This is a genomic window from Cellulomonas sp. C5510, assembly GCF_019797765.1.
Lineage (GTDB): Bacteria > Actinomycetota > Actinomycetes > Actinomycetales > Cellulomonadaceae > Cellulomonas.
This window is the reverse complement of the sequence record NZ_CP081862.1, coordinates 1,544,613-1,563,683: the sequence shown is the minus strand read 5'-3', so window position 1 is coordinate 1,563,683 and position 19,071 is coordinate 1,544,613. Positions and strand designations below refer to the sequence as shown.

The 19,071-nt window shown below is 72.8% G+C and carries 22 protein-coding genes and 1 other RNA gene; 16 read left to right on the top strand and 7 right to left on the bottom strand.

Annotated elements, in window-relative coordinates; genetic code table 11:
* The first annotated feature begins 53 nt into the window (after window positions 1-53).
* From K5O09_RS07155 to K5O09_RS07090, 14 genes are all read left to right on the top strand, one after another.
* Window positions 54-248 carry a hypothetical protein gene (locus K5O09_RS07155; protein WP_222172076.1) on the top strand — a complete coding sequence of 65 codons (195 nt, stop codon included), beginning with the start codon at window positions 54-56 and terminating at the stop codon, window positions 246-248.
* Between the two features lies 1 nt (window position 249).
* A complete protein-coding gene (locus tag K5O09_RS07150) occupies window positions 250-753 on the top strand; it encodes a hypothetical protein (protein WP_222172075.1) in 504 nt (167 codons plus the stop codon).
* A 70-nt stretch (window positions 754-823) separates the two neighbouring features.
* Window positions 824-1,432: a hypothetical protein gene (locus K5O09_RS07145; protein WP_222172074.1), complete on the top strand. Its 609-nt coding sequence runs from the start codon at window positions 824-826 to the stop codon at window positions 1,430-1,432.
* Window positions 1,429-2,007 (top strand): hypothetical protein, encoded by a 579-nt coding sequence (locus tag K5O09_RS07140; RefSeq protein ID WP_222172073.1) that lies wholly within the window; start codon window positions 1,429-1,431, stop codon window positions 2,005-2,007. The genes K5O09_RS07145 and K5O09_RS07140 overlap by 4 nt, the downstream gene beginning before the upstream one ends.
* A complete protein-coding gene (locus K5O09_RS07135) occupies window positions 2,004-5,336 on the top strand; it encodes a phage tail tape measure protein (protein WP_222172072.1) in 3,333 nt (1,110 codons plus the stop codon). Before K5O09_RS07140 ends, K5O09_RS07135 begins: the two co-directional genes overlap by 4 nt.
* Before the next feature lie 42 nt (window positions 5,337-5,378).
* Window positions 5,379-5,798, top strand: coding sequence for a hypothetical protein (locus tag K5O09_RS07130; protein ID WP_222172071.1), 420 nt, complete (start codon window positions 5,379-5,381; stop codon window positions 5,796-5,798).
* On the top strand, window positions 5,798-6,157 hold the full coding sequence (locus tag K5O09_RS07125; RefSeq protein ID WP_222172070.1) for a hypothetical protein: 360 nt from the start codon (window positions 5,798-5,800) through the stop codon (window positions 6,155-6,157). Before K5O09_RS07130 ends, K5O09_RS07125 begins: the two co-directional genes overlap by 1 nt.
* On the top strand, window positions 6,154-8,889 hold the full coding sequence (locus K5O09_RS07120; RefSeq protein WP_222172069.1) for a peptidoglycan-binding protein: 2,736 nt from the start codon (window positions 6,154-6,156) through the stop codon (window positions 8,887-8,889). The genes K5O09_RS07125 and K5O09_RS07120 overlap by 4 nt, the downstream gene beginning before the upstream one ends.
* Window positions 8,889-9,767, top strand: coding sequence for a hypothetical protein (locus K5O09_RS07115; protein WP_222172068.1), 879 nt, complete (start codon window positions 8,889-8,891; stop codon window positions 9,765-9,767). Before K5O09_RS07120 ends, K5O09_RS07115 begins: the two co-directional genes overlap by 1 nt.
* Before the next feature lie 24 nt (window positions 9,768-9,791).
* Window positions 9,792-10,874, top strand: coding sequence for a peptidoglycan-binding domain-containing protein (locus K5O09_RS07110; protein ID WP_222172067.1), 1,083 nt, complete (start codon window positions 9,792-9,794; stop codon window positions 10,872-10,874).
* Between the two features lie 2 nt (window positions 10,875-10,876).
* The gene (locus K5O09_RS07105; protein WP_222172066.1) at window positions 10,877-11,017 is read left to right on the top strand and encodes a hypothetical protein; all 141 of its coding nucleotides are present in this window, start codon (window positions 10,877-10,879) and stop codon (window positions 11,015-11,017) included.
* Entirely contained in the window at window positions 11,014-11,481 is a 468-nt protein-coding gene (locus tag K5O09_RS07100) for a hypothetical protein (RefSeq protein WP_222172065.1), read from the top strand. The genes K5O09_RS07105 and K5O09_RS07100 overlap by 4 nt, the downstream gene beginning before the upstream one ends.
* Window positions 11,478-11,804, top strand: coding sequence for a hypothetical protein (locus K5O09_RS07095; RefSeq protein ID WP_222172064.1), 327 nt, complete (start codon window positions 11,478-11,480; stop codon window positions 11,802-11,804). The genes K5O09_RS07100 and K5O09_RS07095 overlap by 4 nt, the downstream gene beginning before the upstream one ends.
* Window positions 11,805-11,809: 5 nt before the next feature.
* Window positions 11,810-12,199 (top strand): hypothetical protein, encoded by a 390-nt coding sequence (locus tag K5O09_RS07090; protein ID WP_222172063.1) that lies wholly within the window; start codon window positions 11,810-11,812, stop codon window positions 12,197-12,199.
* A gap of 128 nt (window positions 12,200-12,327) precedes the next feature.
* Here K5O09_RS07090 and K5O09_RS07085 read toward each other — a convergent pair whose 3' ends face one another.
* Window positions 12,328-12,927, bottom strand: a complete 600-nt coding sequence (locus tag K5O09_RS07085) for an NYN domain-containing protein (RefSeq protein ID WP_255596184.1) — start codon at window positions 12,925-12,927, stop codon at window positions 12,328-12,330.
* A gap of 203 nt (window positions 12,928-13,130) precedes the next feature.
* Here K5O09_RS07085 and K5O09_RS07080 point away from each other — a divergent pair, with 203 nt between their 5' ends.
* Window positions 13,131-13,541 (top strand): hypothetical protein, encoded by a 411-nt coding sequence (locus tag K5O09_RS07080; protein WP_222172061.1) that lies wholly within the window; start codon window positions 13,131-13,133, stop codon window positions 13,539-13,541.
* Here K5O09_RS07080 and K5O09_RS07075 read toward each other — a convergent pair.
* On the bottom strand, window positions 13,522-13,767 hold the full coding sequence (locus K5O09_RS07075; protein WP_222172060.1) for a hypothetical protein: 246 nt from the start codon (window positions 13,765-13,767) through the stop codon (window positions 13,522-13,524). The two genes, K5O09_RS07080 and K5O09_RS07075, sit on opposite strands and share 20 nt — an antisense overlap.
* 136 nt (window positions 13,768-13,903) lie before the next feature.
* An RNA gene (gene rnpB, locus K5O09_RS07070) (RNase P RNA component class A) lies at window positions 13,904-14,290 on the bottom strand.
* A 59-nt stretch (window positions 14,291-14,349) separates the two neighbouring features.
* On the opposite strand from rnpB, the gene K5O09_RS07065 reads away from it, so the two are divergent.
* Window positions 14,350-15,135, top strand: a complete 786-nt coding sequence (locus tag K5O09_RS07065; protein ID WP_222172059.1) for a YaaA family protein — start codon at window positions 14,350-14,352, stop codon at window positions 15,133-15,135.
* Window positions 15,136-15,159: 24 nt separating this feature from the next.
* On the opposite strand, the gene K5O09_RS07060 is transcribed toward K5O09_RS07065, so the two are convergent.
* The 4 genes from K5O09_RS07060 to K5O09_RS07045 all read right to left on the bottom strand — a co-directional run bounded on the left by K5O09_RS07060 (window position 15,160) and on the right by K5O09_RS07045 (window position 19,048).
* Window positions 15,160-15,939: a histidine phosphatase family protein gene (locus K5O09_RS07060; RefSeq protein ID WP_222172058.1), complete on the bottom strand. Its 780-nt coding sequence runs from the start codon at window positions 15,937-15,939 to the stop codon at window positions 15,160-15,162.
* Window positions 15,939-16,679, bottom strand: a complete 741-nt coding sequence (locus K5O09_RS07055; protein ID WP_222172057.1) for a zinc ribbon domain-containing protein — start codon at window positions 16,677-16,679, stop codon at window positions 15,939-15,941. The genes K5O09_RS07060 and K5O09_RS07055 overlap by 1 nt, the downstream gene beginning before the upstream one ends.
* Window positions 16,676-17,857 (bottom strand): Nif3-like dinuclear metal center hexameric protein, encoded by a 1,182-nt coding sequence (locus K5O09_RS07050; RefSeq protein ID WP_255596310.1) that lies wholly within the window; start codon window positions 17,855-17,857, stop codon window positions 16,676-16,678. Before K5O09_RS07050 ends, K5O09_RS07055 begins: the two co-directional genes overlap by 4 nt.
* Before the next feature lie 141 nt (window positions 17,858-17,998).
* Entirely contained in the window at window positions 17,999-19,048 is a 1,050-nt protein-coding gene (locus K5O09_RS07045; protein ID WP_222172055.1) for a zinc-dependent alcohol dehydrogenase family protein, read from the bottom strand.
* Window positions 19,049-19,071: the final 23 nt, after the last annotated feature.

Genomic DNA, 19,071 nt, shown 5'->3' with positions numbered 1-19,071 from the left:
CACCCCCCGGCTGACACTCCGGACTGACGGACCACGACCACACGGGAGCGCAGATGACCGTCCTGATCAACCACCCGGGGCTGCCCGAGGCGCCCCCGGCGCGGACGACCGAGGAGGCGTTCAACGCGATCTGGAAGCCCAAGGGCTGGCAGATCGCCGACACGCCCCAGACCGAGCAGACCGAGGCCCCGGCCCAGGTCGCCACCGAGCCCGCGGGCAAGGCGGCCACGAAGAAGACGGGGGCCTGACATGGGTCTGTACATGCTGCGAGGCAAGGGCGGCGCCTGGTGGCTGCCGACCATCGCCGACGGCGTCCAGGGCGGCGGTCCGACGCTCGCCGAGGTCACCGCCGGGCAGGCGTTCTCCGGGGCGTTCAACGCGATCTCCGGTCTCGCGCGGCAGCGCAACCCGATCAACGTCCCGGTCATGAAGCACCGGGTGGAGCAGCAGATCGCCGGCCCGGAGACCTTCCAGTCCGTGTCGATCACGATCCCCGAGGACGACGGCAACGGGACCGACGCCGACGCGCTCGAGCGGATCGCGATCCTCACCGCCGCCGCGGAGGACTCCACGGGGTGGCTGCTGCTGTGCCGCACGGCGCAGGTCCTCACCGCGTCGACCCCGGTGTTCTTCATCGGGCTGAAGGTCGACGACCAGGAGCCCAACTGGGACCTCGGTGCGACCGCGGCGATGACGAACCTCAACCTCACCCCGAGCACCCCGCTGTTCAAGGGCACCGTCCAGGCGTCCTGACCACCCGTCGGTGATGCCCCCGCTCCCCGCCCGAGGGGGTGGGGGCATCACCCCATCTGGAAGGAGAACCGTGCCCAGGAAGCCGCAGGACCACCTGGTGAAGACCGCCCGGACGACCAGCACGTGGGTCGTACTGAACTCCGAGCTCGCCGACGCCTACGAGGACGCCGTCGCGGATCTCACCGCAGCGCGGAAGCGCCTGTCGGACTCGTTCCCGCGCCGCGCCGCCGCCGTGCGGGCGTCGATGTCGCCGGCGGCGACGGAGGACGAGTTGCGCGCCGCTCTCGCCGCGCTGATGGAGTCCGACCAGGACGAGGTCGCTGACCTCGTGCAGGCCAAGGACACCGCGGAGAAGGCGTACCGGGCGGCCCGGGAGAAGTGGACGTTCCGGTCCCTGGGGCGCAAGGCGTGGAAGACGCTCGTCGCTGCGCACCCGCCGACCGAGGAGGACAACGAGGCGTGGCGGGCCGAGGGCGCCACCGGGGACTCCCCGTACTCCTTCGCGTCCCTCGCCCCGGACCTCGTCGCGAAGGCCCTCGTCTCCCCCGCCCGGACCGAGGCGGAGGTCGAGGAGATGTTCGACTCCGCCGAGTGGTCGGACGCCGAGCTGAACCAGCTGTTCCAGACCGCGCTGCTCGCGCAGATGCAGGCCCGCCCCGACCCCCTGGCTCGCCGGTGAGGTACTGGGCTCCGGACGGCGCCCCGCACGACGTGACCGTGCGGGGTCTCGGCCGCGCCCGGTGGGCGGCACTGCTGGACAAGCACCCGCCCCGCGACGGGGAGGACCAGTGGAACGAGGACACGTTCCCGCCCGCCCTGATCGCGGAGTGCACCGGCCGACCGCTGGTCGAGGTGACGTCCTGGTGGGACGAGTCCACCGCAGACGCCGCGGAGGAGCTCCTCGGGGAGTGCCTGCGGGTCGCGTATCCGGGGTCGATCGAGTGGGCGGTGCGGCTGCTGCGCCGCAACCCCCGCCGGCTGATGGAGGTGCGGTGCGCGTCCCGGATCGGGGTGTCGCATTCTGCGTTCCTGGCCTTCCCGCCGGACGACCAGGACCTCGCGATGGCGGAAATGCAGATCGTCGGCGACGTGTGCCCCGGGTGCGGTGTGCCGTCCGACGCGATGCAGAACCCTGCCGCCGCGGAGGTGAAGTACCGGCGGTGCATGCACTGCCAGGCGAAGGCCGAAGCGACCGCCGCGATCCCTGAACCGGAGCGGCCGTTCGTGCACGTCTACCTCGAGGAGACCCGGTGAGCTTCACACAGGTCGCAGCAGGCGGGGTTCGCACGATCGGTGTCGCGATCCGCGGTGACGCGTCGTCCCTGACCCGATCGCTCGCCCGGTCGGCGTCGGAGATCCAGGCGTGGGAGCGCACGACCAGCACCAGTGCGTCGCGCTGGTCGACGGCATGGAAAGCCGCGACCGCGATCGCGGTCGCCGGTGTGCTCGCGATGGTCGCCGGCCTTACTGCGGCAGGCATCGCGGCGGCCGGGTTCGACCAGCGGATGCGGAACGTAAACTCCCTGCTGCACGAGTCGGCGGCCGGGCTGAGCGCGATGTCCGGGGAGGTCCTTGAGCTCGCAACCGAACTTCCGACAGGTGCGAACGACCTCGCCGAGGGCCTGTACGACATTGCGTCGTCCGGGTTCGATGGCGCTGAGGGCCTCACCGTCCTCGACGCGTCCGCCCGCGCGGCGTCGGCTGGACTCGCGACCACGTCGGACTCGGTCACCGCCATCACCGCCGTCCTGAATGCCTACGGCCTGTCGGCGTCGTCGGCGTCGGACGTCTCCGATGTCCTCTTCCAGACCGTCAACCTCGGTGTCCTGCAGTTCTCTGACCTCACCGGGGTCATCGGTGACGTCGTCGGCATGGCGTCCGCCGCGCGGGTCCCGATCGACGACGTTGGTTCTGCGATCGCGACCATGACGCTGACGGGCCTTTCCGCGGCCGAGTCGGGTACCTCCCTGAACCGGGTCATCCAGGCGCTCATCGACCCCTCGGACTCCCTCGCCGGCGTCTACAAGACCCTGGGGTACGAGTCGGGGCTCACGGCCCTGCAGACCGAGGGTCTGTACGGAGTCATGGAGGACCTGCGGAAGGCCACTGGCGGGTCAGCTGAGGAGTACCTCAAGCTCTTCCCCGAGGTCCGGGCCGCCCGCGCTGCGTTCGCGCTCGCTACAGACGAGGGTCGCACCTACGCGCGAGTGCAGGCGGAGATCGGCGACGAGACCGCCCGCCTCGGGGCGACGCAGGCCACTCTCGACGAGCAGATGAAGTCCACCTCCGCGCAGTGGACGGTCCTGACCAACACCCTGCAGGCCGGGACGATCGCCATAGGCATGAAGGTCCTGCCCGCCGTGAACGACGTCCTCGGCGCGGTGCAGGACCTCGCCGAGGGCGCGGTGCCGGCGCTCGAGCACGGCCTGCAGGTCGTGCAGCCGCTGCTCGACTCGCTCTACCAGGGCGGGGTCAACGTCGCCGAGATCCTCGGCGCGATCTACGACGCCGCGAGCCCAGTCGCGGGGGCGCTGGCGCAGATGGTCGGCGGTGCCACGCTCGCGGGGCTGAGCGTGCTGTCGGACAGCCTCGGAGCGATCACCGGGTTCCTCGCAGACCACCCGGCGCTCGTGGTAGCCGTCGCGGCTCTATGGGCGTCGCGGTTCCTGCCCTCGATCACCTCGGTCGTGGGTGGGCTGCAGCAGTTCGGCAAGTCGCTCCAGTACAACGTGGTCTGGCGGCTGTCCGAGGCCCGTGCGGCATGGGCGGCCCAAGCGCTCACCATGCAGAACGCGGCGCGGTTCACGGGGGGCGCGCACGTCGCAACCACGCGTCTCGGCACCGCTCTCAGCGTGACCGCGGGAGCCGTGCGGGGTGCGGCGTCCGCGTTCATGGCGTCGGGGATCGCCACCGCCGCGCTCACTGCGGGGATCATGGCGATCGTCTACGCCGCGACCGACGGCGCGAACCGCCTGCGCGAGACGATCTCCAACGTCACGAGCGGCGTCGACACCCTGAACGAGGCGTCGGTCTCTCAGGGCATCGACGAGCTCGAGCGCCTGCGCGACACCCTCGGCGCCGTCCAGGGCTTCGACACGGACTGGAACTGGCCGTGGGAGGAGTACGACAGCAACAAGCAGATCGAGGCGACCAACAACGCGCTCACGGAGCTTCAGATCAAGACGGGGAACACCACCCTGAACCTGATCAAGCTGCGCGACGCGACCGGGCTCTCGGTCGATGAGCTCCGCCGGCTACAGGAGGCCCAGGGCATCGACCTGACGATGCCGATCGACGACGCGAAGGCACAGGCGAACCGCGACAAGCTCATCTCCTACATCCAGGACATCGAGAAGCAGACCGGAGTCTCAGCTGCGGGCATGTCGGAGGACTGGGGCATGTCGATCGAGGACCAGGAAGCCCTCGCCGACGCGATCCAGGCCACCGCCGACAAGGTCCGCTCCGCGTTCTCCGGCGCAACCGACGTCCTCGGCACCTGGGAGCCGGACATCGGCGTCCAGGAGGAGAAGGACGCCCTCGAGAAGCTCGCCGACGCACGGGAGCGGCTGAGCGACGTCGAGAAGGACGCGAAGTCCGAGAGCCGCGAGCTGAAGAACGCCCGCGAGGGCGTCGCGGACGCGGAGGCCGATCTGGCCGAGGCGCAGCGGAAGAAGGCCGAGGGCACGCTCGAGGCGTTCTATCGCAATGCGATCGAGATGGGCACGACGTTCTCGACGAACCTCGACACCGCGATGCGGATGGGCCTCGACCCGCAGGTCATGGCGCGTCTCCTCGAGGAGGGACCGGAGCAGGCCGGCCCGATCGTGCAGCAGATGGTCGACGACAACACCGGCGCGCTCATCCAGATGGTCAACGATGCAGAGGCGCAGCTCGCCGAGATTCAGGCGAAGGTCGTGGAGCAGTCGCGCCTGACGACGATGGCGATCAACTCCGACTCCGACACGATGACGAGGGACCTGTCCTCCGCCCTGGACATCTCGTCGCTGTCCTGGGGTGGAGCGACCGCAGAGGACATCGCCGCCCAGCTCGGCCTCGACGTGGACGAGATCCGACGGATCGCCGAGGCGTTCGGCATCACCCTCGCACAGGGCATCCAGACCGGATTCGACTCCGCCGCTCCGAAGCTAACGGTCTTCTCCGACGGATCGTTCTCGACCGGGCCCGGGGCTCAGAGGGGCATGGCCGACGGCGGGATCTACCCGGGCTACACGCCCGGCCGCGACATCGGGTACATCGGCATCTCCGGCGGCGAGGCGGTGATGCGCCCGGAGTGGACACGCGCTGTCGGACCGTCGTGGGTGCACCGGATGAACGCCCTGGCGCGCTCCGGCGGCGTCGAAGCCGTCCGCGCAGCCATGGGCACCTACCTCGGGGGGTTCGCCGGCGGTGGCATCCCCGGATACTCGCAGCCGAACGTCATCACGGTCCCGATCGAGGTGACGAACGAGCGGCACACTCCGTGGACGATTCAGCGCGCGTACTTCACCGACCGGCGTGAAGCGGAGGGCTGGGGCAACCGAGCGAAGGCCCGCGCCGCCCTCGCTGGGCGCCGAGTGCCGTGACACCCGCCCGGTGATGATGCGCCGGACAACCCGGGAGGTGTGATGGCTGACCTGGACGCGCGGGTCACGATCGCCCGACCCGGCGACGACCTCGTCCTCAACGAGGCCCCGTTCGAGCTCATCGGTGTCGGCTTCGGTGGTCGAACCTGGCGGCGAACGACGGTCGAGGGGAAGTACCAGCACGGGCGCGCGCTCGTCGGCGCAGTCCTCGACACCACCGTGCTGACGGTGCAGGTCCGCTGCCTGGGCTCGTCTTGGATCGCGGCGCAGAACCGCGTGACCGAGCTGATGGCAGCGGTCTCCCCGTTCGACTACCAGGTCACCGTCGAGATCGAGGGGCACGTGAGCACCGTCCACTGCGAACCCGCCGACGTCACCCCCGCCTCCGGGGACGTGATCGACAAGTTCCGGGCGATGCAGTCCATGCAGGAGTACACGCTGACGATGCCGGTGAGGGTGTGATGATCGGACCGACCTGGCGTTCCCGCACCGTGCAGGCCCTCCTGGGCCCGAACCGGTCGCAGCTCGTCCCCACGGTGCTGTGGACCGGGTGGCTCGACGCTTCCGGTGACGTGATCGCGATGACCGGCCTGTCCGTGCGGCACGAGGCGTTCGGTCCCGCGGGCGACGGGGTCGCGAACACCCAGTCCGTGGACTGCGGTGTCGCCGGGGACGGGTGGACCATCGCCGCGCTCGGGCTGTTCGACGCTGCCGCCGGCGCCCTGATCGTCTCCGCCGACCTCCCCGCCCCCGTGACCCCGGATGAGGGCGATCCGCTGGTGTTCGAGCCCGGCGCACTGACGTTCCAGGTGCCCGCGTGAGCATCCTCGACCTCGACCCCTCGGGCTTCCCCCTCGGCCCGTGGGCCGGCGACGGGACGTGGACAGACTCCGGCTTCGGCGGCACGATCGAGGCCGTCACCGAGGGCGACCTGACCGTGCTGCGGTTGACGAACGTCGGACCCCCAGCCGAGCTCACCACGACCGTGCCGGAGACGGAGCACTGGACGGTGCACCTCGTGGCGTCGATCCTCGTCGCCCCGCAGTGGGACGCGAACACCGTGCAGGTCGGCGCGAACCTAATCGCCACTCCCGGCGGGGCGTGGCTGATCGAGTCGGTGACCACCGGGACCCTGCCTGGGCGCCACCTCATCACCATGACCTCCGCCGGGGGGTTCTACCTCGACGGCGAGCTGCTCGGGACGTTCTCCGGCGGCTGGATGTCACCCGCCGTGTCGATCGCCGCGTTCGGCGGTGAGGGGCACTCCTGGACCCTCGCGCGCCTGATAGCGGAGGACGGGGTCTCTCCGACGCTCGCCGCGGACATGGCCGCTCTCGTCGACCAGTACCTCGGCGGCGGTCTCACCGCCTCCGGAACGTGGTCGGTCACAGGAGCCGGTGTGCTGACGGTCGGCGAGGACCCGATCCCTGACCCGCCCGCGGCGACCCCGGGCGGTTCGATCACGCCTCCCCCTCCGCCGGAGCCGCAGCTCCCGCCCGCTGGTGTCCCAAACGCGGTGATCCGCCGGTACTCCGAGACGATGCCCACACCCGTCCTGGACGCGAGGTCGTGGCCCACCGACTGGGCGCCGACGTCGGTCGTGGACGCCGAGTACGGGCGGGTGCAGGTCGTCGTGGAGGGCGTGGACGTCACCTACTACCTGGACGTGCCGATGGAGTTCCCGTCGTGGTCCAGGACGGAGCCGTTCGGGTCCTCGGAGGCGACGTTGCGGTTCCCGCAGATCACCGCGTTCCACGCACTGCCGGCCTGGTGCGTCCCGGGGGCATCGGTGGACATCCGCATCGCGAAGGTCGCCGGCGGCGTGCAGTCCCGGTTCGCCGGCGTAGTCGTGTCGTTCGGGCACTCCGAGGACGACGGGGTCTTCACCATCAACGCCACCGGTGCAGTCATGGCGGACGACCTCCAGCTTCGGCAGCCGTCGTTCCTCACGGCCCCCAGGGACATCGGCGACGTCATCGCGGAGGTCCTGAACACCGCGGTCTCCCGCCGCCACTCCCCCGTCGCCCCCGTCGTCACCGGCTGCCAGACCTCCGTCCTCGGCGGGTGGGAGCCGCGGGTCACCGGATACGTGCAGCAGCTCCTTGCCACCGCCATCACCGGCGGCCAGCAGTGGACGGTGCGGTGCGACGAGCGCGCCCCCATCATCGCACTGAAGGACACGACCACGGTCCAGTGGACCGTCCACAACGGGCAGCGGGGTGTGCAGATCGACCTCGCGCAGGACTGGTCGCAGGCACCGAATGTCCTGTACGGGGAGGGCATCGGGTCCGACGGCGGCCGGTGGCGGAACGCCCGGTACCCGAACTGGCGTCCCGACGACACCCCGCCCTACCCGAACGCGAACCCGTCGAAGACGATCCGCGTCGGCACCACCGACTCGATGACGGACACCGGGGCTGGGGTGTCGGACTGGCAGCGGCGCGTCGGCCTGCCCGCGACGGGCCGGTTCACGCAGGCCGACCGCGCCAAGGCGATCGAGGTGCAGACCGCAGCCGGTATCCAGCGCGACGGGATCGTGGGCCCGCAGACGTGGGCGGCAACGTTCGGGACCGGGTCGAACACCGGCACGCTCGAGTGCTTCTACATGCCGCTCGCCTACTCCCCCGCGGTGATGCCGCGCCTGTACGGGCCCGACGGGGACGACCTCGGAGCGAACCCCGCCTACGACGCGAACACGCTGCGGGTGGAGGAAAAGATCGACTTCGGGCAGGGCGTGTCGAAGGACGAAGGCGCCCGAGCGGCCGGGGAGATCCTCGCCCGCGACATCCACCCCGGGTGGGCAGGGACGGTGACGTTCACGGACGTCGACCCGCAAGAGCGGTCCAGGTTCGAGATCCAGGAGGGCCTCAACGGCCGCATCCGGGGGTACCGGGGCACGGACCTGGTCGTGCACGCCGCCGCCGTGGACTACTCCGAGGACACGGTCACGGTCACCGTCGACACGAACGCCCGCGACTACCCGCGCCTGGACGCGATCCGCGACCGAGAGCGGAACGCGACCGACCCGGCGAAGGCCGCGGTGAAGCGCCTGTCGAAGGGGTCGGTCACCGACGCCCGGGCGACGTTCGACGCGGAGTCCCCCGCCGGGCACATCCCGAGGTTCGCGCTGTTCTCGAACCTTTGGTCGGTGATCCGGGTGCCGTTCGGGTCCTACGGGTCCGTGGTGCGCACCGAGATCACCACCACCGCGGCGCGGGAGTTCTCGGTGGCCGTGTTCGACCGGCCGATCACCGCCGCGCAGCTCCTCGGGCTGGTCGGCAACCCCCTGACCGCGGAGGAGAACCCGTGGTCGAACGAGGACCTCGACGACGCCGGGATGCTCATGTCCTGGGGCTGGTACCAGCAGCCGGCGGGGTACTGGCCCGGGGAGTACTCCGACCCCGACGGTGAGACGTCCGCCCCGTTGACCGGGAAGCTCGTGGACGACGCGTCGTGGGACTACGCGTCGACGCAGGCGCCGTGGCTGTGGGTTGCGCTCATCGCATCCGGGTCGTGCTACGTGCAGGGTCGCTTCTGGCCCGGGGCGGACTGATGGGCGTCACCGACTGGATCCAGCCCCCTGACGAGTACCGCACGCGCCCCCTCAGCGACGCATCCCTGGCGACGCTCCTGGGGTCGAACACCGGGCAGTCCGCCGACCCCCCGCCGTGGTGGGTCTGGCCGATGCCTGCGCCGCCGATCGCACCTGCGAGCACGTGGCTGGTGTCGCACGCGTTCGCGGAGTCGACCCTGTCGTACATCGTCGACAGCGTCCCGGACCCTCCGGACTGGCGCGTCACGCAGGGGTGGGGCGTGTACGCCTGGGGCGCCGGGGCCCGCGACCTGGCACCCGTGGACCCGCCGCTCGACCCGGGTGCCCGCATCGAGTGGGAGTCCGACGAGGGCATGTGGGCGGACGACGAGCTGCTCGTGGTCGTGGACGGTGCACTGACCCCTGGCACGCCGGCGACGACGGTGAGGGTCGCGGAGCTCCCTGCGACGTGGGCGCCGACGTGGCCGATCGAGAACTTCATCCCCTTGTCGGACTGGATCACCCCCAGCGACCTGGTGGCGTGGCCGTCCGCGACAGGCACCCGGCCCGCTCGCCCCGGCTCCGCCGCCGGCGGGACGCTCAGTCTCGCCGTGCCGTACTCCGGCACCCCCCGGGTCGTCATCGCGACGGAGGCCGGATGGGTGGAGCCCGCCGACCTCGCAGACGTGTTTGGTGACCACGCCCGCCTCATCCCGAACCTGACGACCGCCCGGTTCCGGTACACGCCACCGCGGTACCGCATCCACACCACCGGCGGTGTGTGGCGGCTACGCCAACGCCAGTCCCTCACCGGGACCGACTCGTGGCCGCTGCGGCAGCGGCAGAACGGCGGGGCGACTGGGTCGTGGCCGCTGCGCCAACGCCAACGCGGGGTGTGACACCCCCACCCGCACCGTGAGGGCATGCAGACCATCGCGAGCCCGAACAAGTACGCCGGCCGCGCGTCGGCGGTCGAGGTCATCGTGATCCACACGATGGAGGCACCGGAGGGTACCGCGACGGCCGAGCAGATCGCGGCGTACTTCGCGAAGCCGTCCACCAGAGCGTCGGCGCACGTGTGCGCGGACAGCGACTCGCTCGTGCGGTGCGTCGCTGACCAGGACACCGCGTGGGCGGCCCCGGGTGCGAACGCCAACGGGCTGCAGCTCGAACTCGCCGGGTACGCGAAGCAGACCGCGGCCGAGTGGGCGGACGCGTACTCCACGGCGATGCTCGAGCTCGCCGCGCAGCAGTGCGCCGAGTGGGTCCGCAAGTACGGCATCCCGATCCGGCACCTGACGGTCGCGGAGCTGAAGGCCGGTCGCATGGGCTTCGTCGCGCACGACGACGTGTCGAAGGCGTTCAGGAAGTCCACGCACTGGGACCCCGGTCCGGACTTCCCGTGGGGGCCGTTCCTTGCCCGGGTGTCCGCCCTGGTGTCGGGTGCGGTCCCGGTCGTGAACCCGATCCCCGCGCCGGCGCCCCCGACGGTCATCCGGCAGGGGGCGCGTGGGTCGCTCGTCACGCGGGTGCAGTCGTTCCTCGGGATCACGGCGGATGGGATCTTCGGGCCGGCGACGCACGCCGCGGTCGCCGCCTACCAGCGGGCGCTCGGGCTGACCGTAGACGGGATCGTCGGCGCGCAGACGTGGGAGGCGATCAACGCCGGCCGCCGCGCCTCGGCCGGCCCGAGCACCCGCGACGCCGCGCAGACCAGGGCGACGCAGGCCGCGGTCCACGCCACCGTCGACGGGTACTGGGGCGACGACACCGACAACGGCGTGAACATCGTCCGCGCCGCCCTCAACGGACAGAAGGACCGGCAGGCGCAAGTCACCGTCGGCGCCGCCCCGGACGGGATCTGGGGTGCGAAGTCCCAGGCCGCGCTCGTCGCGACGGTGAAGAAGCTCCAGGCCGCGTGGGGCGTCAAGGACGATGGGGTGTGGGGTTCGAAGACCGAGGCCGCGTACCAGGCGGCCCGCGCCCGGAACTACAAGGCGTGGTGACGATGTCCCGCTCCCAAATGCTCCTCGTCGCCACCGCGTCCATCGTGGCGTTCCTCGCCGGCTGCGCCGGGATGGCGGTCCTGCTGATGTGGGCGCTGCTGTGGCCCCTGCGGCTCCTGGCGGCCGCGATGGGGGCGTCGTGACTCTCATCCCCCAGCCCGCACCGCCCGGGCAGCGCATGACGCCGCGGGCCCGCGCGTACATGGCGATCTGCGCGTCCCGGCACCTGTTCCTCGGCGTGATGTGCCTGTGGCGACCCCAGGACTTCACGTCCGGGTCGTTCGACGGCGTCAAGGACTTCCTGTGGCTCCTGCACCCGGACACCGCGCTCATGGTCTGGGGCGCGGTGTTCGTGGTCGTCGGTGCCCTGGCCGGGTTCGCCGCGTTCACCGGCAACGAGGACGCCGCCCGGCACGCCCTGTTCGTGTCTGTCGTCACGACGTTCATGTGGGCCGGAGGGTTCGCCTGGTCCATCCTCACCGGCACCTCCGCCGGCTGGTCCGGGGTGATCGTGTGGTCCGCGCTCGCCGCGAAGGACCTCACGATGCTCCGCGACCCGCTGCGGAACCCGTTCGAGGACCTCGTCCGCCACGGCTCGCAGGGGTGAGCGTGCAGCTCGACCCGGCCCTCGCGACGGTCATCGTCGCCGCGATCGGCCTCCTCGGGTCCTGGTTCGCGACCCGCGCGACCCGCTCGGGGAAGGCGAAGGAGGCCGCACTCGCCCGGGCCGCGGAGGAGCGCGCCGACCGCGACGAGCAGTTCGCGTACATGGAGCGCTCCCGCGACGCGGCGATCGAGGACGCCGACCGCGCCCGCGCCGAACGCGACCGGATGCGCCTCGAGCGCGACGACTCCGAAGCCCACAACGCCGTCCTGATCCAGGCGCTCATCGCCGTAGGCCAGCCCGTCCCGTCCCGAACCGAGAGGTGACATCGATGCTGATCCTGACCCGTGCGTGGTGGGTGGCCGCCGGCCAGCGTGCCACGTACACCGCCCTGGCCGCGCTCCTGCCGCTCGCGGCGCTGCTGATCGCCGGGGACGTCACGGTCCTGTACGTGGGGTCCGTGACCGTCCTCGCGGCGCTCGTGTCGCTCACGACGTCCCTCGCCGGGCTCCCCGAGCTCAACGACGCGCACGTGCCGCTGTGGCGGGCTGTGCTGTCCCGGGCCGCGAAGACCGCCGGCCAGGTCGCTGCGCCCGTCCTGGGGTCGGTCGTGCTTCTGCAGGACGTCGGGTGGCGCGAGCTCGGAGTGACGGTCGCCGGTGCGGTGGCGACCACGATCATCCGCACGCTGCTCGCGAGGCTCCCCGAGACGGCCGACTGATGCACCCCTGCAAGGCCTGCGGCCGTAACTGGCCGTCGAAGCTCGCCGCGGCCGAGTGCTGCGACCCCGCATGGGAGCCGGAGCCGCAGCGGGCCCCGTGATGCGTCGTCGACGTCCTTCCCACGGTGTCAGTACTGCTTCGGGTCCTTCGACGCCACGTAGTCCGAGCCCTGCATGAAGGTGCACCAGAGCGCTCGTGCGCTGTACTCGCGACCGAGACGCAGCCGGCTGCACCCCTGCCACGTGAACACCTCCACGCGCGCGTGACCAAGGTCTAGCGCCGTCTCGATCGCGGGCATGAGGTCCGTGTCGCGGGAGGCGAGGATGAGAACGTCCGCGGACTTGTCGATCGCGGCACGCACAAAGTCGATCGCGAGGCGAACGTCAACGCCCTTCTCCCTCGCTCGTGTCCTCGGCCAGTCGCGTGGGTACCTGAGCGGCCTGTTGTACATCCGGACGCGGGGATCTCGGGACCACTCCGCCGACTGTGCTTTGTTCCGGGCGGCCTGCTCGACCTCGCGGTCAGAGCTCGGCTGGCCGCGGTACACGTGGATCTGTTCGAGCGTCCCTCCGAGCCCTTTCGCGGCGCGGCGGCCCATCAGTGCGTCGCCGAAGCGCCCCGGGTGGATGAGGGTCGTGTGAGGCGGGGTGCCAGGTGGGGCGAACGCCTCGCCGACCGATAGATGGACGTTCTGGTAGTCCACGAAAAGGTGTACCCGCTCCGTCACGGCGCCCCCAGGTAAGAAAAAGCCCCACCAGGCCCGGAGGACGGTGGGGAGCTATGGCTCGAAGGTAGGGCACCGTGTTGCGTGAACGCAACACTCGAGGGACGTGATGTCCGCCATACGGGCGAAGCGCTCAACCCTAGTGGAACACACGTTCGATGCCAAGGCAGTCGAGATTCGATCGTCGAGCCTGCCAGGCTGACCGCATGGATCGCGACGACCGGCCGGACGAGGCATGGCGCACCGCCGACCCCGCCACGGAGTGGTGGCCTGCACTGCCGCAGCGTGTCAGCCCCCCGGCGCACGATGCCGGGGTGGACCTCACGCAGACCACCCCCGGCGGCATGGCGCGCGTGCGCGCCGCCGTCCCCCTGCTCAACGCGCGCCCGGTCCCCCGCGGCACGCACCACGACGTCGACGACCCCATCCCCGTCTCCGTGACCCTGCGGTGGGCCACCGGCGATGAGCAGCTCGACACCGTCGCCGTCGAGTGGTGGGGCGCCGGCCCCGGCGCCGTCGTCCGCGTGCGCATCGGGGACCTGCGCGTCATGACCGGCGCCGTCTGGCTTCCGGCGGCGGACGTCCGGCGCCGGGACGTCAGCGGATCCGGCGCCTGATCGCCTGCCAGAGCAGCTCGTCGACCGCCCGGGACGCGGGGTGCGCGAGTACGCGCGCGAGGTCGTCGTGGGCCGGCCAGTCGGCGTGGCCCCACCATGCCGCGCGCGCCGAGAGCATCGTCCCGAGCACATCGGGCGGGAGGCCGGCGGCGAGGGCGCGGTCCATCGCTGCTGCCGCGGCGGCGACTTGCTCCGGGGTGCGGCGGGGCTGTTGCGGGGTGTCCACGTTGGGGGCTCCCTGGGGGCTCTGCGTTCCGGTCGATCCGCGTTTGCCCTGGTCAGGGCTGGTAAGCCGCGAGCCTCCATTCGGCCCCCAAGCCAGCGCCTGGCGAGTGTTTGCGCTGGTCAGGTGCCATGAAGTGCGGATGAGCTGGCCGGTACGCCGGGTTCTGTCCCCGTGCGCGGTTGCCCCCGCACGGGTGGCGGCCATCCATCTACGACGCACGTCGCCGTGCGCCTCCAGCGGCCTACCCGGGAGCTCGGGCGGGCAGCCCTCGAACGCTCCCTGTCTGGCCTTGCTCCGGGTGGGGTTTACCGAGCCGTGCCGGTCACCCGGCACGCTGGTGGTCTCTTACACCACCGTTTCACCCTTACCCCCTCACGGCCCGGAGGTCGTGCGGGGGCGGTCTGTTCTCTGTGGCACTGTCCCGCGGGTCACCCCGGGTGGGTGTTACCCACCACCCTGCCCTGTGGAGCCCGGACGTTCCTCGGCGAGCCTTCCGGCTCGACGCGGCCGCCTGGCCAGCTCATCCGCGGCCCCAGCCTACCCGGTCCGCGGACCCGCCGAGCGCCGCCTACAGTGCGGGGCGTGCTGATCCTCCTGCCGCCCTCCGAGGGCAAGACCGCTCCCGTGCGGGGCGACCGCCTGGACCTGTCCGCCCTGTCGGAGCCGGTGCTGACGCCGACGCGGGAGCGGGTGCTGGACGCGCTGGTCGCGGTGAGCGCGCGGCCGGACGCGGCGGACGTGCTCGGGGTCGGCGCGGGGATCGCGGACGAGGTCGCCCGCAACACCGCCCTGCGGGGGGCTCCGACGGCGGCAGCGAAGCGGGTGTACACCGGCGTGCTGTACGCGGCTGCGGGGCTGGACCGGCTGACGCCCTCGGCGCGGCGGCGGGCGGCCGGGTCGGTCCGGGTGGTGTCGGGGCTGTGGGGGCTGGTCGGCCCGGAGGACCCGATCCCGGCGTACCGGCTGTCGATGGGCGTCGACCTGCCGGGGGTCGGCCCGCTCGCGGCGGCGTGGCGCGAGCCGCTGCGGGAGGTGCTGGACCCGCGGGCGGCGTCCGGGGAGCTCGTCGTGGACTGCCGTTCGGCGACCTACCTCGCGGCGTGGCGGCCGGCGCGGGACGTGCACCGGACGTGGGTGCAGGTGCGGGTGCTGCGCGAGGTGGCGGGGCGCCGCTCGGTGGTCTCGCACCACGCGAAGCACACCCGCGGGGTGCTGACCCGCCACCTGGTCACGCGGCGCGGGCGCGAGCCACGGACGGCCCAGGAGCTCGCCCGGGCGGCGTCGGAGCTGGTGGGGACGGAGCTGCTCGCGGTGGAGCTGGACGCGCCGCAGACCGGCCCGGCGACGCTGTCGCTCGTCGTCGCCTGACGCGGCGCGCAGCACCCGCCCGGCTCAGCCCCGCCCGGTCCACCCCTCGCTCGGCGCACCGGCCACGGCGACCTCGTCCCGCTTGTCCTCGAACAGCCGGATGATGCTCACGGACGCCGGGGCGACGCGGAGCTGGCTCCACGAGCCGGGCTGCGCGCCCATGGTGCGACCGAGCGCCGCGCGGATCGCCACGGCGTGCGAGACGACCACGACGGTCCGGTCGGTGCCCGCGGCGAGCAGCCCGTCGAGCCCCGCGCCGATGCGCCGGCCGACATCGGCGATGGACTCGCCGCCCTCGGGCCGGACGTCCGCGCGGGTGTGCCAGGGCTCGAGCTGCCCGGGCCAGCGCTCCTCGATCTGCTCGGCGGTGAGCCCCTGCCAGGCGCCGAAGTCGGCCTCCTGGAACGCGGCGTCGACCCGCGGCGTGAGGCCGAGCTTCTGCCCGATCACGGCCGCGGTCTCCTGCGTGCGGACCATCGGCGAGGCGATCAGCTCGGTCGGGAACGGGATGTCGCCCCACAGGTCGTGACCGACGCGGCACACCAGCTCCCCCGCCGCCGCGGCCTGGGCGCGGCCCCGGTCGGTCAGGGACGGGCCGGGCTCGGACGAGCCGGAGTAGCCGCGCGAGACCGTCATCTCGGTCTCGCCGTGCCGCACCAGGATGACCGTCGTCGGCAGGGCGTCGTCGAACCGCACGCCCGCGCCGGACGGTCGCACCGGACGCCGCGACGACGGCGCGGGCGTGCCGGCCTCGGGCTCGAGCGACGCCGAGCTGTTCCCGGGGCCCGGCCCGTCGGCGGCCATCAGTACGCGTCCTCGCCACGCACGAGGATCCGGCCGGAGTCCTCGCAGTACACGATCTCGTCCTCGGGCGTCGCCTTGATCTTCGCCAGCTCGGTGGCGGGGACCGGCAGGCCGCTGCCCTCGGACCGGCCCCGGCGCAGGGCGGCCACCGCGACACCGCCGAGCCGCGAGCGCAGCCGGTCGTACAGCTGGATCAGCCGCTCCTCCAGGGGCGCGGCCATCGCGTCGCGCTCGGCCCGCACCTGCGCGGCCTGCTGGTCGAGCACCTCGACCTCGGCGTCCCGCTCCGCGGCGACCCCGGCGCGCTCGTTCAGCAGCGCGGCGTGGGCGGTCGTGAGCTCGCCGAGCGCCGCCTCGTGGGCCTCGAGCCGCTCCATCGCCTCGAGCTCGACGTCCTCCAGGTCCCCCTGGCGGCGGGCCAGCGACGCCAGCTCGCTCTGCAGCGCCTGGAGGTCCTTCGCGGAGCCCGCGCCGGAGTCGAGCCGGGCCTGGTCCCGTGCGGCGCGGTCGCGCACCTGCTGGACGTCCGCCTCGGCCTTCGTGACCTCCCGGCGGATGTCGCCGACGGCGGTGCGGGAGGCGGCGATGGCGGTGTCCAGGTCGGCGAGCTGGGCGTCGAGCTCGGCGATCCGCACGTGCTTCATCAGCGCGGCCCGCTTGTGCGCGATCTGGTCGAGCCGGGTGTCGAGCGCCTGGAGGTCGAGCAGCCGCCTCTGGTCCTGCGGGGTCGCCTTGGTCACGGGTGGTGTCCTTCCGACGGGTCGGTGCTGCGGGGGTCCGCCGGGACGCGGCCGGTCCACGGGTCGGTGCGCACGGTGCTGACGCGCGTGTCCACCGTAGTGCCGTGCGCGGCCAGGTCGGCGCGCAGGTCGCGCTCGGCCCCGGGCAGCCACGGCCACTCCGACGCGAAGTGCGCGGCGTCGACGAGGTAGGGCGGGCTGGCGGCCGCGCCGCGGGCGGCGAACTCGGCCTGCTCGCGGAGCTCGGAGGCCGGGTGGTGGCGCAGGTCGGCGGTGACGTAGACGTCCGCGCCGGAGGCTCGCACCGCGTCGAACAGGGAGTCGCCCGCTCCCCCGACGACCGCGACCGTGCGGACCGTCGCGTCGGGCGGCCCGGCGTAGCGGATGCCCTGGGCGGTGGCGGGCAGCGACGCGGCGACGCGCTCGGCGAAGCCGTGCAGCGTCAGCGGCTCCGGCAGGTGCCCGACGCGCCCCGTGCCGGTGGCGCCGTCCCAGCGCGCGAGCTCGAGCACGTCGAACGCCGGCTCCTCGTACGGGTGGGCGGCCCGCATCGCCGCCACGACGGCCGCCCGCGACCGGCGCGGCGCGACCATCTCCACGCGCGCCTCGACGACGCGCGCGACCTCGCCCACCCGGCCGATCGCGGGCGACGCGCCCTCGGTCGGCGTGAACGTCCCCTCGCCCGTGGCGGTCCACGCGCACCGGCGGTACTCCCCCAGCGCGCCGGCGCCCGCCGCGGCCAGGGCGTCGACGAGGCGCTCGGCGTCGGCCGCGGGGACGAAGACGACGTGCTTGTCGAGCGCCTCGGCCGGCGCGGGGACCAGCGGGCGCGTGTCCTGCAGGCCCAGCAGCCGGGCGAGCTCGTCCGCGACCCCGCCGACCGCCGCGTCCGCGTTCGTGTGCGCGGCGTACAGCGCGATGCCGGCGCGGATCAGCCGGTGCAGCAGGGCGCCCTTCGCGGTGGTCGCTGCGACGGAGTGCACGCCGCGCAGCAGCAGCGGGTGGTGCACGACCACCAGGTCCGCACCCCACGCGACGGCCTCGTCGACCACCGCCGCCACCGGGTCGACGGCCAGCAGCACCTTGCGCACCGGCTGGTCGGGGTCGCCGGTGACGAGGCCGACACGGTCCCACGACTCCGCGGAGCCCGGCGGGTACCGGCGCTCCAGCAGCCGCACGACGTCGGCGAGCGTCGCGACGGTCGCGCTCGCGGCGCCGCCGGGGGAGGTCGGGGTGGGAGGGAGGTCGTGCTCGGGCTGGTCCACGCCGCCGAACCTACCCGCGGACGCGGGCCCGCGGCGCGTGGTCCCCAGGGCGGATCAGGGCAGCAGCATGGACTTGATCGCGCGCCGCTCGTCCATCGCCGCGTAGCCCTCGGCCACCTGGTCCAGCGGGAGCACCAGGTCGAAGACCTTCCCCGGTGTGATCGCCCCGGACCAGACGTCACGGGCGAGCTCCTCGAGGTGCGCCCGGACCGGGGCGACACCGCCGCAGACGCCGACGTTGGTGCCGAACATCTGCTGCACGGGCAGCTCCGGCCCGCCGGCCGGGACGCCGACGAACCCGACGCGACCGCCCGGCCGAGCCGTGTCGAGCGCCTGCTGCATGGACTCCTTGGTCCCGACGCACTCGAGCACCTGGTCCGGGCCCACCCCGCCGAGCAGGTCCAGCACCGCCGCCGCGCCCTCGTCGCCGCGCTCGGCGACCACGTCGGTGGCGCCGAACTCGCGCGCCAGCGCCTGCCGCGACGCGTGCCGGGACATCGCGACGACCCGCTCCGCACCGAGCCGGCGTGCCGCGAGCACGGCGCACAGGCCGACCGCGCCGTCGCCGACCACCGCGACCGTCGATCCTGGCCGGACGCCCGCCGACAGGGCCGCGTGGTGCCCCGTGCCCATCACGTCGGTCAGCGCCAGGACGCTGGGCAGCAGGTCCTCGTCCGGGTGGTCGGGCATCGCCACGAGGGTGCCGTCGGCGAGCGGGACCCGGACGTACTCGCCCTGGCCCGCGTCCGTGAACACGCCCTCGGCGTCCGGCCCGCCCCAGCCGCTCGACCGCTCGCACGACGTGTGCACCCCGTTGCGGCAGTGCACGCAGGTGTTGTCCGAGACCATGAACGGCGCGACGACGAACTGCCCGGGCCGCAGGGTCCGCACGTCTGCGCCGACCTCCTCGACCACGCCGACGAACTCGTGCCCGATGCGGCGCGGTTCGCGCGTCGGGCGGATGCCCCGGTAGGGCCACAGGTCGGAGCCGCACACGCAGGCCGCGACGACACGCACGAGGGCGTCGGTGGGGCGCTGCAGCGTCGGGTCGGGGACCTGCTCGAGGCGGATGTCGTGGGGGCCGTGGATGAGGGTCGCGCGCACGACGGCAGCCTACGACCGGCGCG

What these genes read in the sequence shown, in the direction of transcription:
- K5O09_RS07115 (WP_222172068.1), top strand. Translation starts at nt 8,889, where the DNA reads ATGGGCGTCACCGACTGGATCCAGCCCCCTGACGAGTACCGCACGCGC.
- K5O09_RS07105 (WP_222172066.1), top strand. Translation starts at nt 10,877, where the DNA reads ATGTCCCGCTCCCAAATGCTCCTCGTCGCCACCGCGTCCATCGTGGCG.
- K5O09_RS07080 (WP_222172061.1), top strand. Translation starts at nt 13,131, where the DNA reads ATGGATCGCGACGACCGGCCGGACGAGGCATGGCGCACCGCCGACCCC.
- K5O09_RS07155 (WP_222172076.1), top strand. Translation starts at nt 54, where the DNA reads ATGACCGTCCTGATCAACCACCCGGGGCTGCCCGAGGCGCCCCCGGCG.
- K5O09_RS07110 (WP_222172067.1), top strand. Translation starts at nt 9,792, where the DNA reads ATGCAGACCATCGCGAGCCCGAACAAGTACGCCGGCCGCGCGTCGGCG.
- K5O09_RS07130 (WP_222172071.1), top strand. Translation starts at nt 5,379, where the DNA reads ATGGCTGACCTGGACGCGCGGGTCACGATCGCCCGACCCGGCGACGAC.
- K5O09_RS07060 (WP_222172058.1), bottom strand. Translation starts at nt 15,939, where the DNA reads ATGGCCGCCGACGGGCCGGGCCCCGGGAACAGCTCGGCGTCGCTCGAG.
- K5O09_RS07150 (WP_222172075.1), top strand. Translation starts at nt 250, where the DNA reads ATGGGTCTGTACATGCTGCGAGGCAAGGGCGGCGCCTGGTGGCTGCCG.
- K5O09_RS07090 (WP_222172063.1), top strand. Translation starts at nt 11,810, where the DNA reads ATGCTGATCCTGACCCGTGCGTGGTGGGTGGCCGCCGGCCAGCGTGCC.
- K5O09_RS07125 (WP_222172070.1), top strand. Translation starts at nt 5,798, where the DNA reads ATGATCGGACCGACCTGGCGTTCCCGCACCGTGCAGGCCCTCCTGGGC.